This window comes from Flavobacterium stagni (genome assembly GCF_004122105.1).
Taxonomy (GTDB): Bacteria; Bacteroidota; Bacteroidia; order Flavobacteriales; family Flavobacteriaceae; genus Flavobacterium; species Flavobacterium stagni.
The window spans coordinates 631,902-646,774 of the sequence record NZ_SBKN01000001.1 but is presented as its reverse complement, the minus strand read 5'-3'; the positions used below and the strand labels follow the sequence as shown (position 1 = coordinate 646,774).

The window sequence follows — 14,873 nt, the reverse complement described above, 5'->3', positions numbered from 1 at the left end:
CAAAAGTCCTGAAGGAATTGACTTCAGGACTTTTTTATTAATTCTTTGCTGCTGCCTCTTTGATTTCTTCGACAGCGGAGCGAACTTCTTTGGTAAAAACCTCTACTTTGCCTTTTTCTTCCCGTAATTCAATGGGGCCTTCAAAACGGCAATCCTTGTCAATCAACTCTTTGGCATTAGGTGCTAATTCGGTAAATCGGTATTCCACATTGGAATGATTGCCAATAAAATAATGGCGCGATGGATCTTGAAAAGAAGCTAAATTGCGGCCCACATAAAAGTTTAAAATCCGTTTGTTATAATCGCTAGTATTCAACTGAAACGATTCATTGGCCTTAATGTAAAAAGCTTTTGCAGGCATTTTAATACTATCGTACACAATCACATTTTCCAATACGATGACATCATAATTGGTTTTGTTCTGAATCCTTTGAAAACGTTCATCTCCTGCCGAACTTACTTGATCATTATAAAATGTAGTAAAAGGATTACTACTGGTGACTATTTTCTCAATGGGCTTGACTTGTGTGATTTTGGCTGGGTCAAAATGGGTCAAAAACACTTTAAAACTATCAATTTTAAAATGCATATCGGTGTAATAACGATCCGTGGTGGGCGGCGCTTCTTCAACAGTAGTTTCTAATTGATTGGTGGGCTCATAAGTTGAACTGGAAGAACCAGAACATCGATTAGCCGCAAATGCTATTTTTAATAAAATGATCAAAATGATTCCAAACGTTTTCCAACTAAACGAGGAAAAGTAACTTTTTTTGGAATGCGACTTGCCCAAAACCACATTGCGATTCCCTAGCAAAGTTTCTTCCAAATCTTCATCAAACGGACGATACGAAGCCATAGCCACCATAATCGAGCCCGCCTGTGGATGCTGGTTATTGGAATTGTAAATATCGACCACACGATTTAAAAGTATTTTCACTTTTTCATCCATTTCTGGACTGGTCAATTGGGATAAAAAGTTGAAAAAACTGCTGGTTTTACAATAGTCGATATGACTGCTAGTACTGGCAGGATTCATCAATTGGTTGACAGCAAACTCAATTTTCTGAATGGCTTTTCGTTGAAGAGTAAGCAAAAATTCTTCCGGGAAAAAATGGGAATACTCCATGATTTCTTTAACTGCATCAAACTGGTTATCGGCTATTTTTTGTTCTAAGAAGAAGGACAAGTCTGTCAATAAATATTTTTCAAAAAATATTTGAATTTCATGCCAATTATCCGCTTCTACAGGGGTTTGAAAACGGTCATATCCGTAAGTAGTCCCCGCAAAAAAATTATATAATACCCGTTCTTGAATCACAAAATAAAAGGTGTGCGGATAATTTCGCAACGCCTCAGTCAATTGAGAAGCTACGTTAACATCAATATCGGGATTCAATCGTTTTTCAACGTTGACTTGTTTCTCAATACGAATGATTTCGTCCTCCGTAAACTCATGCGTACGGTTATGATCGAGTTGTAAATTTTCAAATAAGCGAATAATATTCATCACGGCTGGTATTAGCGTGAAACAAAAATAGAATTTAAAAGGATTTCAGCACATTCCTTTACGCTAAAAAACAATAAAATTGTACCTTGCTACTCCAAAAAATTGTAAAAAATGGAAGCCATAATCAATCAATTATTCGAAATCGAAAAAAAAGCACAAGAAAATCAAATCGAACTCTTTGAGCGAAATTTCAATCGTATTCAACACGAAATCACCGAAATGGGCTATAAAGTGATTAACCCTATCGGACTCAATTATGACGAACGTGACAATTCTGTTGAAGCAAATTTAATGCATGCCAATGCCAAAAAAATCACCAAAGTTTTAAAACCGGTCATCTACCACAATAGTGGTGATGGTTTTGTATTAGTTCAAAAAGGAGTAGTAATTGTAGAATAATTGAATATGGCCAATATTAATTTCGGTATTGACTTGGGCACCACCAACTCAGCCATTGCGAAATATGAAAATGGTAAAATTACCTTATATAAAAATCCGGTCGGGTTTAAAGACACCTTGCCTTCTGTAGTTTCCTTTCGTAAGGGTCGGATTCAAATTGGAGACAAAGCACGGGAACTGATGTTGACCCAATCGGAAAACGTATTTTCTTCGTTCAAACGAAAAATGGGTTCGGATGCGCAGTATTTTGTAGAAGCTATAGATGCTGAAATTGCGCCGGTCGAACTTTCCGCCATGGTGCTCAAAGAATTGATTAATTTCACCCAACCGGAACAACCCAAATCCACAGTAATCACGATTCCCGCTTCGTTTGACACTATTCAAACCAATGCAACCAAAAAGGCCGGTTACCAAGCCGGTTTTGAAGAAGTGGTGTTGCTTCAAGAACCCATCGCGGCTTGTTTGGCGTATTCCAACACCCTTAATATTGACATTTCGCAAGAACAAAAATGGTTGGTGTACGACTTTGGTGGCGGTACTTTTGACGTGGCTTTGGTACGCATTGATCCTCGAGAATTAAAAGTTTTAGACCATAAAGGGAATAACTTTTTGGGTGGTTTAGACTTGGATAATTTATTTGTTGAAAAAGTAATTTGCCCTAAAATCGAAGCGGTTTCGGGTCAAACCAACTTGTGGAAACGAATGATTGCTGGCGAAGAAGCGGATTGTAAAAAGTTGTATTTCGAACTCTTATTCAAAGCCGAAGAAGCCAAAAAAGAATTATCCATTAAAACTTCTGCCCAATTTGAATTGGACATCGAAGCTTGGGATGTATTTGCCGATATCGAAGTGAGTCGTGTGGAATTTGAATCTATTTTATATGCAAAATTTGATGAATCTTATCATTTGACCGAACGATTGTTGGTCGATAACGGATTGAAATTTTCGCAAATTGACCGAATTATTTTAGTCGGTGGTACTACGTATATCCCCTATATCCGGGAGCAATTGGCACAACGCAGTGGCATTAAAGTAGATACAGGAATTGACCCAACTACTGCCGTTGTGGTAGGCGCCGCGTATTATGCAGGTTCGAAACCATCTGAATTGGCCGAAGAAAATCAAGAAAGCAATCCCGTGGCTACTGATCTTTCGGTTGAAGTCGTTTATGAACCCAACTCGAAAGACGCTGAAGAACTTATCGCTGCCGTTTTTAAAACTCCTTTTCAGGGATATTACCGCATCACCCGCTCGGATGGTGGATTTGATACGGGCGTTCTGAAAATTAATCAGAAAGTAACCGAGTTTGTTCCTTTATTGGAAAAAGCAACCAATATTTTTACCCTTCTGATTTTTGACGAAAATCAAAATGTAGTCTACCAAAACAACAGCATTCATATCACCAATGGTTTGTACAACATTATGGGACAACCTTTACCGAATGATATTTGTTTGGAAGTCGATGAAGAAGCGGGCAAAACATTCATGGAGCGCATTTTTAAAAAAAATGACATTCTCCCGCTGAAAAAAACATTGTACAAAACCACTTCAAAAAACATTTTAAAAAACTCCGATGACAAATTAATCATCAACATTGTGGAAGGAAATGCCGGCGGTATGATTGGAAGTAATTTAACCATTGGATATATTGAAATTACCGGTAAATCCTTGCCTATGGACTTAATCAAAGGAATGGATATCGAATTGAATTTCAAAATTTCTGAATCCCGCGATTTGAATGTGAGTATCTACATTGGTGCTTTAGATTTGGAAATCAACGAAGTATTCAATCCCCATCAACGCCAAGTGGTTTTGGATAAATTAGCTTCCGAAATAAAAACGGTAGTGGATGAAATTCAAGAAGAAATCGAATATCAAGAAGAAGATGAAAATTATGAATATTTAGCGAAGTTAAAACGCATCCTCGACCACTTAACGGTATTGTATAATGAAGCACTTGAAGCCGTTGATGACCGCTCAACGGATCGTAAATTCCAATTGGATGAAATGAAGCGACTCACGATTCAAGAATACGATGATTTGGTGCGTCACAAACATGTGTTGCAAGAAATCCAAGAATACCAAAACACACGGGAAGGTGTGGAAAGTTATTTGGAAGTTGCCTCGCCAAAACAGCGCGAAGAATTTGAAAAAATCGTGCGCAATGAAAAAGAAATTTTGCAATCCAATAACAAATATTTGATTCGTAAAAAAACCAAAGAATTGGATGATTTGTACGATAGCATTTACATGAAACAAGACGAGCGCTTTGTCAATGCTTTCTATTATTACCGTTTCAAAATGGAAAGCGAATACAAAGATGCGCAACGTTTTAAAAAACTCGTTGAATTGGGAGAATCCGCCTTGGAGCGAAACAGTATGACCGAATTGAAAGCCATCAATTATCAATTTTGGGATTTATTGATTGTAAAACCACGAACCCGTGAAGATTTGAACAATTTTGATGGCGACCTCGGTTTGAAATAATTAAATCGCTTCGAATAATTTACCCGGCAACGGACGAATAACGCCTTTCAACTCCATATTCAACAGCAAGGTTGACACTTTAAAAACAGGCATTTGGCACTCTAGGGCAATCAGGTCCAAGAGTGCCTTTCCATTTTGGGCTAAAAAATCATAGAGCAATTGCTCTTCCGCTTCGAGTTGGACAAACAATTGTTTTTGAACACCTTTTCGCACTGGTAATTCTTCTGATGTTGACCAATTCAAATGATACAATATATCTGCCGCCGATGTCAGTAAGTGCGCGCGCTGGGTTTTGATTAAGGCATTGCATCCCTGACTGAATTTATCCGTGATGCGACCCGGTACAGCAAAAACTTCCCGGTTGTATTCATTGGCCATGTTGGCTGTAATTAACGAACCGCCTTTTTCGGCACTTTCAATCACCACAGTTCCTTCCGTCATTCCAGCTACAATTCGGTTTCTGCGCACAAAATTTTCTTTATCAGGATTGGAATCGCTACGAAATTCAGTCAGAAAACCCCCATTTTCCAACATTTTCCCTACATACTTTTTATGCATTTTGGGGTAAATTTGATTGAGTCCGTGTGCTAAAACGCCTATGGTTTGCAATCCCAATTCCATGGCAATTTTATGGGCTAAAATATCCACGCCGTAGGCAAAACCACTCACAATAATGGGATTCAACGGCTCCAAATCTTCCAACAATCTTCGGGTAACATCGCTGCCATAAGGCGTGATTTCACGCGTGCCCACAAAACTGATCAAGTGGCGTTGGTTCCAATCCATTTTCCCCGATCCGTATAATAAAATGGGACTGTCGTAACAATGTTTTAACCGTTCCGGATACGTTGGATCTTGAAAAAAATAAACCTGAACGTGATGATCGGTAATAAATTGATATTCGGCTTCTGCTTTTGCAAAGAGCGAAGTGTCTTTAAAATTTTTGATGGTTTGGGGTCCTAATCCATCAACCGCAGCCAAGTGTCGCGGCTTGAGTTGGAAGACTTCAGTGGCAGAACCAAATTGATGAATAAGTTTTTTGGCTAAAATATCCCCAACTCCCTCTACCTGCAGTAGTGCTAGGGTGGCAATTAAATCGGTATGGCGCATAATAAAATATTGAAAGTCAAAAATATAAAAATGAATTGAAAAATGTTAACAAAGTTTGTTGATAAAATTTTGCCATCGCTCCGAAATCTTTAAATTTGCTCTCATGAAGATTGAATCTTACATATCCCAATTGCTCTATCGCTACCAATGTGTAACGGTGCCTGGATTTGGTGCATTTTTGACCGATACCCAGTCCGCACAATGGAACGGTTCAGCGCAGGTTTTTTCCCCACCCAAGAAAGTCATCACTTTCAATGCTTACCTCAAGAATAACGATGGTCTATTGGCCAATCACATTGCGGTAGCTGAAAAAATTCCTTATGAAGTTGCGGTAACAGCCATTGAACATGCCGTTCACAATTGGAAGCAAAAACTTCAAGATTTTGGCGGAATTTCATTAAAACAAATTGGTGAAATAACACTAAATAGCGATAAAAACTTAGTATTCGTTCCCTATGATCAGGTGAATTACATGACGGAGTCGTTCGGACTCTCAGCAGTAGTTTCACCTTTTGTTCAGCGGGAAATTTTAAATCAAATTGCTGAAGAGGAAGTAATTCCGGTCTTAGAACCCGTTGCTTCAGAAGTTCCTGTTCATCTGTTACCCGAGACTCCTCGCTCGCGTTCGTTTTTAAAATACGCCGCTATTTTTGTAATGAGTGCCGGACTATTGGGTGCTGGTGGTTATTTTGGTAATCAATATTATACCCAAAAAATCGAAGCGGAAACCCTTGCGGTGCAAACCAATGTGCAAAAGAAAATTGAACAAAAAATTCAAGAAGCCACTTTTGTTTTGGATACGCCAACAACACCAACATTACCTCCGGTAACGTTAACCATCAAATCAGAGAAATTCCCTTACCACGTTGTAGCAGGTGCCTTTCGTTTGGAAGAAAACGCCGATCGTGTGTTGTATGAGTTAAAAAAACTAGGTTATCCCGCTCGAAAAATGGGTCCGAACAAACACGGATTATTCCCTGTGTTCTACGGAAGTTTTTCCCGCTACAGCGATGCCCAACAAAAAATGCAGGAAGTTCAAAAATCACACAACCCTGAAGCTTGGGTTTTGATTGAAGAACATTAATATACATCCCAAATTACTTTGGGATTTTTTTATGTTTTATCGGTTCAGAAAACTTTCTTGAATTACTACCTTTGCAAAAAAAACACCATGACACCTAAATATCCCGCGGATTCCCTAACCATTTTAACGGACCTTGTTTTACCGAGTGAAACCAATCCTTTGAACAATTTATTTGGAGGTGAATTACTCGCGCGTATGGATCGTGCGGCAAGTATCGCTGCCCGTCGTCATTCGCGTCGTATTGTGGTGACGGCTTCCGTGAATCACGTGGCGTTTAACCGTTCCATTCCGCTGGGAAGTGTCGTAACTATTGAAGCCAAAGTTTCCCGTGCTTTTACGTCTTCAATGGAAATTTATTTGGACGTTTGGATTGAAGATCGGGAATCGGGCATTCGAACCAAAGCCAATGAAGCCATCTATACTTTTGTAGCGGTTGACGACATGGGTAATCCTGTTCCTGTTCCGGCGTTAGAACCCCAAACCGAAGAAGAACAAGCGCGCTTTGCTGCCGCTTTGCGTCGTAAACAATTGAGTTTGGTTTTGGCTGGAAAAATGAAAGCCAATGATGCCACTGAATTGAAGGCATTATTCACTGAAAATTAATTTTTTAGGATTGCCAAGAAATTACTATTTTTCGGGAAAAGAAACTCCGTGAAAAATCTTATCCTGTCATTATGCGCCTGTGTCTCCTTTTCTACACTTGCTCAGAAAAACATTGACCCCACCGCTGAAGATATTTCAAAGGCAAAATCGTTGCGTGAACAATATAGCAAAGACGACGTTGCCATTTTAGAAAGTACAGATGCTGTAAACTTTGATTACAATTCCAGCGCAGATAAAATTACGGTTTCCATAAAAACCAACGAACATTTGATGAATATCAACCACCGTGCGGATATACACAAATATGAATTCTATGACAGTGAATCTTCCATCGAAAATTTTAAAGTCAAATTCCGAAACGAGAAAGATGCCTCGTTTTATGTAAAAGACGAACCCTACAAAGACGACGATTTGTTTTACAACGATGCCCGTGTAAAATATACTTCCATCGACTTTCCGGTGCAAGGGTACACCTATTTTTATGAACTCAACAAGAAATACAACGACATAAAATACTGCACGACTTTTTATTTTCAAGATGAATTTCCGGTGTTGAAAAAGAAAATTGTGTTTACAGTGCCTAAATGGCTGGATATCGAACTCAAAGAATTCAACTTTGCTGGATTTGACATCAAAAAAAATATCACGGATACGGACGGGTCAACCATTTACACCTTTACCCTAGAAAACGCACCCGCCTATTTCAAAGAAAAAGACAGTCCGGGACGCACCTATTTGTATCCCCACATCATGATTTTGACTAAGAGTTATGCTAAAGGATCCAAAGCAGGAACGTTATTTAAAACCCATGAAGACCTGTACAAATGGTATGCCTCATTGGTAAAATTAATGCAAAATGAACCGGAAAAATTACGTGAAAAAGTAACCGAACTTACAGCGAAAGCGAAAACAGACGAAGAAAAAATCAAAAACATCTACTATTGGGTTCAAGACAACATCCGCTACATCGCTTTTGAGGATGGCATTGCTGGATTCAAACCCGATGAGGCCCAAAATGTATTTGAAAAACGATACGGCGACTGTAAAGGAATGGCCAATTTAATCAAACAAATGTTGGTACTCGCCGGCTTCGACGCCCGTCTCACATGGATTGGGACCAAACACATTGCTTATGATTACAAAACGCCTTCTTTAGCGGTGGATAACCACATGATCTGTACCTTGTTTTACAAAGGGAAACGTTACTTTTTAGATGGAACAGAAAAATTCTGTGCTTTTGGTGAATATGCCGAACGTATCCAAAACAAAGAAGTAATGATAGAAGATGGCGAAAAATGCATACTTGATAAAGTTCCGCTAGGTGCTGCTGCGGCCAATAAAGAAGTATTTACCGCCAATCTTTCCTTGGAACAAGAACAATTAAAAGGAACCTGTCAGCGTAGCTTTTTAGGAGAAAGTCGGGAGTATTTTCAAAACATTTACAACCATTTTGAAAGCAATAAAAAGAAAGAAATGTTAGACGGATACTTGGCCCATCAAAACAAAAGCATCAAGGTCGACCAAGTAAAAATGAGTGATATCAATAACCGAGAACAAAAGTTAACCATTGATTACTCGATTGACATCGCTAACAAGGTTTCGTCATTTGATAATGAAATCTATGTCGACTTGGATTTTATGAACGAATACAAAGAGTTTCAATTAAAAGACCGTAAAACCGATTACGAATTTGATTATAAAACCTTGTATGAATCCGTGATTACACTAAAACTGCCTGCAGGATACAAAGTGACCAAGCTGCCCGAATCCATTGCGGTGAAAGAAAACAATTATGAAGTGAATTTGACCTATGCCGTTGAAAACAATGTCATCGTCTACAAAAAATCCTTTTTATTCAAAAATGCGGTGTTAAAAGCATCCGACTTCGAACAATGGCGTGCCGTAAACAAACGCGTGGCTGAATCGTACAATACACAAATTATCTTAACCAAATAAACATGAAAATCAAACTATTATGGGCAGCATTACTGTGTAATGTATTCTTTGTCTTAGGACAATCGGCTTCTGAAGTTCGCGACGAAATTTGGAGCGCCAGCGATCCCTATAAAAAAGCAAACACGGTCCCTGAAAAATGGAAAAACGAATCGGCCGTCATTATTTACAAACACGAAAATTACGACTACCATAAATTCGGAATTAACGTTACCTACACCAGTTCGATCCGAAAACGCATTCTGCTTTTGGACCAAGCTTCGGTAAAAGAATTCTCCGAGTTTTCGTACCGTGACAAATTCTATTCCAATAAAGCATTGGGCTCATTTTGGCGTCGAGGCACCAATTTTATTGGCGTTAAAATCGTAAAACCCGACGGAAAAGAAGTGATCATTGATACCGACAAAGAAGCCAAAGAAGTGGATGGTGAGAAAAAACTAGCCATCCCAAATCTTGAAATTGGGGACATCATCGACTATTATTTCTATTCGGTTGAACCGTTTAAATCCGTATACGATTATACGTTTGAAGCCGTAGAAACGCCGCTTGGGGATGTTTATCCTACGATGAATTTAAAAATCAACTTGCATACTGAAAACGACTTTTTCCTGAACTTCAACACCTACAACGGTACGCCACCTTTGAACCAAATTGACACGGGTAAAAGCAGTGATCGTTTGTTTGAATTGAAAGCCGAAAACATCGAAAAGAATGAATTCCCACGCTGGTTTTATCCCTTGGCTGAAATGCCTTGCTATAAATTTCAAGTCATTTTTGCCCGTTCAGGTAAATTTGAAAAACTCGCCGATGGTTTCTTACCTGAAAGTGAAAAAGTGGTAAAGAAAACCATCTCTAAAGAAGATATTTTTGAATACTACAATAAAAAATTCTATCCCGATGGCGACTTAGGTGTGGTCAATCGCTATTTGAAAGAAAAGAGTTTTGCTACTGAAGAAGAGAAAGTGCGTGAAATTTATTATTTCTGTCGTCACGAATTCTTCACCCGTTATTTCGAAGCTTTTGTGGTGAATGAAGCGAAAATCATGTACCCGTTCGCCTATTATGGCACCAACCCCATCTTTTTCCGCGACGAAGTGCCGTTTGTGAATTACTTTATGCAGTTCTTGAAAAAACAGGAAATCAGTTATGATGTAATCATCGCTACGCCACGATTTAACGGCTCTATCGACGATTTATTGATCCAACAAAATGTGCGTAAATTAATTCGCGTCAACACGCCCAAACCGATTTACATCGAATATTTCAACGCCTATTCAGGAACCGATCAAGTAAATTACTCCATTGAAAACTCCAAAGCCTATGTTTTGGAAGTGTCCAAAGGCAAACGCGTGACCGATGTTTCCAATGTTACATTACCCAGCAGCACCTACAAAGACAACGTTTCACGTATCAAAACAAAAGTTGACCTTGTCGATTTCACCGGCTATAAAGTACAACGCGATGCCGCTTACTTCGGCCATTTAAAAGAATCCGAGCAAGACGATAAGTTGCAATTCTACGATTTTGTATACGAAGATTACAACCGCTACGGCACCATGAAATTGATGGATTATGTGCGTAAAGAAAAGGACCGTAAACAGTATACGAACGAGTTGGATGCCTTGATTAAAAAGTTAAAAGACAAACAAAACGAAACCTACAAATCCAATGTGGAAAGTGAGTATGAAGTCAAAGTAGACGACTATACATTCGAAATTAAAAACACGGGGCGTTACGGTAAAGACAATGCGCTTGAAATCCATGATGGCTTTACCATTGCCAACAATTATGTGAAAAAAGCGGGCGACAAGTACCTTTTGGAAATCGGGCGTTTCTTAACCTCACAAATTGAAATCGACAAGAAGGAAATCGAACGTAAAAACAACATTTACATGAGTTTCCCACGCTCCTTTGAAAACGAAATCACCTTCAACATTCCCGAAGGATACAGCGTTTCAGGCTTGGAAAAATTAAACAAAAAGGTGGAAAATGAAACCGGCGGATTTGTATCCACCGCCGAAGTCAAAGGCAATCAACTGGTGATCAAAACCTTGAAATACTACAAAAACTACTTCGAGCCCAATGCCAACTGGAACAAAATGATTCAGTTCCTGGATGCGGCCTATCAGTTTACACAAGAAAAGGTCTTGTTGAAAAAGAATTAAGTAAAGCGCTCTTCGGGGCGCTTTTTTTATGAGGCAGCACACACTTGGTGCTTTCACTCACGCCTAGTCCCGTTATCCGTTGCAATCTGCTCCGCTTCGCTCCGCAGGATTTCCACTACTACCGGGGCTGTAGCGACGTTTTTGTTGTTATATCGAGTTATAGAATCTGTATTAACGATTCAACCACTGTGACGGATTCACATAGGTTGCATTTTGGGAAATCATAAAGCGAAGTACCGCCTTTCCATCCGAATCGGTTTTTACCTTTCCAATGGTTTGCTTGGCGCTTATATTTTCTCCTTCAGAAACCGAAACCGAAACCAAGTTGTGATAAATCGTGAAATAATCCCCGTGCTTCACCAGTACGGCAAATTTGTTTCCAATCTTCTGAATTTGCGAAACTTCTCCTTTGAAAACCACACGAACATTCGCATTGGCATCCGTAGTAATATCCACACCACTGTTGTGAACAATCAAAGATTTATACACTGGATGGGGTTGGTCACCAAAACCTAACGAAATTACACCGCGTTCTACCGGCCAAGGCAAACGCCCTTTATTCGCTTTAAAATTATCCGAAATAACTTTCCCTTCTGGGGTTAAAACAATTTTAGCCGACGTTTCAATCTTTTTCGTTTCAGCCACGGTCGTCGTCTTCGGATTGGCTTTCGCTTTCGCCGCCGCCGCTTTACGGTTAGCATCCGCAATGGCTTCCCGAATCAATTTCTGAATTTGAGCATCGATTTTACGGGATTCTTGTTGCTTTTTCTTAATCTCAGCCGCAATTTGTTTCTTGTCTTTTTTAAGACTGTTCGCCAATTTCTCCTGCTCCTGACGTTCTTTCTCAAGATCTTCGCGTTGCTTTTGCTGTTCTGCCAATAATTTTACTTTCTCTTCTTTTTGCTTGTTCAGTTCGGTATAATGGTTGGCTAACTTGGTCGTTTTATCTTTGATTTCTTGCCCTTGCATTTTACGATAGCTGGAATATTGCTTCATGTACTGCAAACGTTTGTAGGCTTGTGTAAAATTTTCTGAAGACAATAAAAACATGGCGCGACTGTGCTGCGACCGACTCTTATACGACTTCAAGATCATTTCAGCATAGTCTTTTTTCAAGATTTCCAAGTCTTTTTTCAACTTGTTAATCTCCAACTGGTTTAAATACAAATTATCATTGATAATACGCGCTTGCTTATTGGTCGTACTGATCAACTTTTCCTTTAAACCAATCTTCTCTTTTTGGATATCCAATAATTTAGTAACCGATTTCTCTTTGGATCGAACTTCTTGAAGCATGCGTTCTTTGTCCAGAATTTCTTGCTGGATTTTTGCTTTGCGCTGTTCCAATTCCTCTTGGGTCAATTGGGCCATACCAAGAGAAGTGGTCATTACCGCCAAAAAAGTAAAAAGTACTTGCTTCATGTTTAATTCTTTTCGAGTTCTATGCGTTCAAATCCTTCAGGAACAGAATAGGGAAACGACAAATCTTCATTAAAATTGACGTTTTTATATTCTACATCAATAGAGGTTTTTGCCGATTCCAATTGGGCTTCCAAAAGCAATTGCAAAGGAAGAAATTTTTCATCAGTTTTACGGTATTCAGGATAGGTTACTTGCAGAGAACGTTGCAAATTTGGTTGGTTGATTTCTTGTTTTTTCACCAAATAATTTTCGCCTTCAAAGTAAAACGACTTGTCCATGGCCGCATTTTCTTTATCGTGCAAGCGGTACCATTTATCAGCGATGGTCACAGCATATTTCCCTTTTTGTAAATCATCAATGGTTTTTCCTAGAAAAATACTTTGCACTTTTTGGTAATCCAAATCGGTTCCCAACCACCGACTTAACGCAGAATAATCGCCTTCAAAATACTTATTTCCAATTTTGTCATAGTATTTCACTTCTGTGGGCGTAATCAAGGCTTTGGCCATGGTAATGCCCAACACGCGAATAATCACCATGATTTTTTCATCCTTCTTCATCCGAATTTCAGCGGTAACATGTTGCGACTGATTCTCGTCTTCATATTTCGCCGAAGCTTTGATATTTAAGGTCGAAAAATTCAGCGCATTCAAATTGTATTTATCAATAATTTGAAGGGCCGGAATTTCATTATTGGTCGCAGCCGTTTCTGCTACTACAATAGCTTTAGGTCGGCACGATTGTAGAGCCAACACGCTGCTCACGAGAACAATTCGGTAGATATATCGTGTGAATACTTGCATTATTTTTTCTTCGTTTTTTCTAAAAGCTGACTGGCTTTTTCAAAATATTCATTCTTCTTTTTGGCATCTCCCAAGCCGGCATACGCTTCGCCCAATTGTAAATTAAAGTTGATTTCCAACACCAAATCATCCACAATAAAATCCAAACCGGCTTCTAGGGTATTTTTGGCTAATTTATATTGGCGAAGTTGGTTCAAGGCCAAACCGTTGTAATAATATAACTGCGGTTGGGTAGGAAACAATTCGATCAACTCGGTAGATAAACGCCCTAACTTTTCAAATTGTAAACTTTCGGTATAGGCTTGGAGCAACAATAAAATGCCTTCCATGTCATCGCTGTGCGATTTTTGGTGCATTTCATAGTATTTTACGGCTTTTGCCCACTCTTTTTTGGCTTGGTAAAACTTCCCGATTTCTTTGGCAACATTGACTTCTTTATCCTCATCAAAATAACCAATGGCTTTGTCCAAATCGCTTTCAAATTGGGGATTGGTTTTGGTAAAAATCAAAAACTCGTTTAACATGCGGTGCTTGATTTTTTTATCAATTTTATCCGAAGCCAAAACGATATTCATGGATTTAACGGCTTGTTCGCCGTTATTCCCATTCAAATGGTACTTGAATAAGCTCACTTGTGCCCACTCCGAATTCGGGATTTCTTTTTCCAATTGGCGTGCGACTTCCAACGCTTTTTCTTCTTGATTGCTTTGCGAATACAAGTAAATTAAAGCGATGTAGTTGGATTCATCTTTGGGGAATTTTTTGATTTTATCCACCAAATCATTCTTCTCCGGACCTTGGTATTTGGCATCTTGTAAAATTTGAGCCATATACAATTCCCGTTTATCCGATTTTCCAACGGTAGCATTTAAATCGTTAATTAAATCCAATGCTTTGTCATATTGTTTGGTCAACATGTAGAGCGAACACAAATCTTCTTTGTAATCGGCTTTGAACTCAATTAATTTCTGAACGATAGCAATGGCGCGATTGTAATCTTTGGTGTCGTAACACACATCATACATGCCCGCCCAAGCCCAACGGTTTTTGTCATCCATTTCGGTGACTTTTTTGAATTGATCAAACGCCTCATTGTAGCGTTTCATGAAATAATAATTCTTCCCTTTTTCAAAATACACAACGGCATTGTTGGGCTGAATTTTTTCACATTGATTCAATTCATCAAGGGCTTTGTCGTAATTCTCAATCCCTTTTTGTTTCAGCGATTCATAATAATGGTTTTGGAAATCATCGGGTGCCAATGCTGTATCCTCGGGCTCTTGCGCCCAAAGCGAAGGGGAAACCAACAGTCCCATGAAACCATAAATTAGAAATCGCAT

The 14,873-nt window shown here is 39.0% G+C and carries 11 protein-coding genes; 6 read left to right on the top strand and 5 right to left on the bottom strand.

The window, feature by feature from the left end:
* Positions 1-37 precede the first annotated feature (37 nt).
* Positions 38-1,507, bottom strand: a complete 1,470-nt coding sequence (locus EQG61_RS02825; protein ID WP_129460371.1) for a hypothetical protein — start codon at positions 1,505-1,507, stop codon at positions 38-40.
* Positions 1,508-1,618: 111 nt separating this feature from the next.
* Between EQG61_RS02825 and EQG61_RS02820 the strand changes: the two genes are divergently transcribed.
* Positions 1,619-1,906: a hypothetical protein gene (locus EQG61_RS02820; protein ID WP_129460370.1), complete on the top strand. Its 288-nt coding sequence runs from the start codon at positions 1,619-1,621 to the stop codon at positions 1,904-1,906.
* Between the two features lie 6 nt (positions 1,907-1,912).
* Positions 1,913-4,393: an Hsp70 family protein gene (locus EQG61_RS02815; RefSeq protein ID WP_129460369.1), complete on the top strand. Its 2,481-nt coding sequence runs from the start codon at positions 1,913-1,915 to the stop codon at positions 4,391-4,393.
* On the opposite strand, the gene dprA is transcribed toward EQG61_RS02815, so the two are convergent.
* Positions 4,394-5,503, bottom strand: a complete 1,110-nt coding sequence (dprA, locus tag EQG61_RS02810; protein ID WP_129460368.1) for a DNA-processing protein DprA — start codon at positions 5,501-5,503, stop codon at positions 4,394-4,396.
* Between the two features lie 103 nt (positions 5,504-5,606).
* On the opposite strand from dprA, the gene EQG61_RS02805 reads away from it, so the two are divergent.
* From EQG61_RS02805 to EQG61_RS02790, 4 genes are all read left to right on the top strand, one after another.
* Positions 5,607-6,587: an HU domain-containing protein gene (locus EQG61_RS02805; RefSeq protein ID WP_129460367.1), complete on the top strand. Its 981-nt coding sequence runs from the start codon at positions 5,607-5,609 to the stop codon at positions 6,585-6,587.
* Positions 6,588-6,674: 87 nt separating this feature from the next.
* Entirely contained in the window at positions 6,675-7,190 is a 516-nt protein-coding gene (locus EQG61_RS02800; protein WP_129460366.1) for an acyl-CoA thioesterase, read from the top strand.
* Between the two features lie 48 nt (positions 7,191-7,238).
* Positions 7,239-9,146, top strand: a complete 1,908-nt coding sequence (locus EQG61_RS02795) for a transglutaminase domain-containing protein (RefSeq protein WP_129460365.1) — start codon at positions 7,239-7,241, stop codon at positions 9,144-9,146.
* 2 nt (positions 9,147-9,148) lie between these two features.
* A complete protein-coding gene (locus EQG61_RS02790; protein ID WP_129460364.1) occupies positions 9,149-11,308 on the top strand; it encodes a DUF3857 domain-containing protein in 2,160 nt (719 codons plus the stop codon).
* A gap of 171 nt (positions 11,309-11,479) precedes the next feature.
* Here the strand turns inward: EQG61_RS02790 and EQG61_RS02785 are convergent, their stop codons facing one another.
* The 3 genes from EQG61_RS02785 to EQG61_RS02775 are packed head-to-tail and all read right to left on the bottom strand — an operon-like array spanning position 11,480 to position 14,873.
* On the bottom strand, positions 11,480-12,730 hold the full coding sequence (locus tag EQG61_RS02785; protein WP_129460363.1) for a murein hydrolase activator EnvC family protein: 1,251 nt from the start codon (positions 12,728-12,730) through the stop codon (positions 11,480-11,482).
* A 2-nt stretch (positions 12,731-12,732) separates the two neighbouring features.
* Positions 12,733-13,533 (bottom strand): DUF4292 domain-containing protein, encoded by an 801-nt coding sequence (locus EQG61_RS02780; protein ID WP_129460362.1) that lies wholly within the window; start codon positions 13,531-13,533, stop codon positions 12,733-12,735.
* Complete coding sequence (locus EQG61_RS02775) at positions 13,533-14,873, bottom strand: tetratricopeptide repeat protein (protein WP_317127769.1); 1,341 nt, start codon at positions 14,871-14,873, stop codon at positions 13,533-13,535. The genes EQG61_RS02780 and EQG61_RS02775 overlap by 1 nt, the downstream gene beginning before the upstream one ends.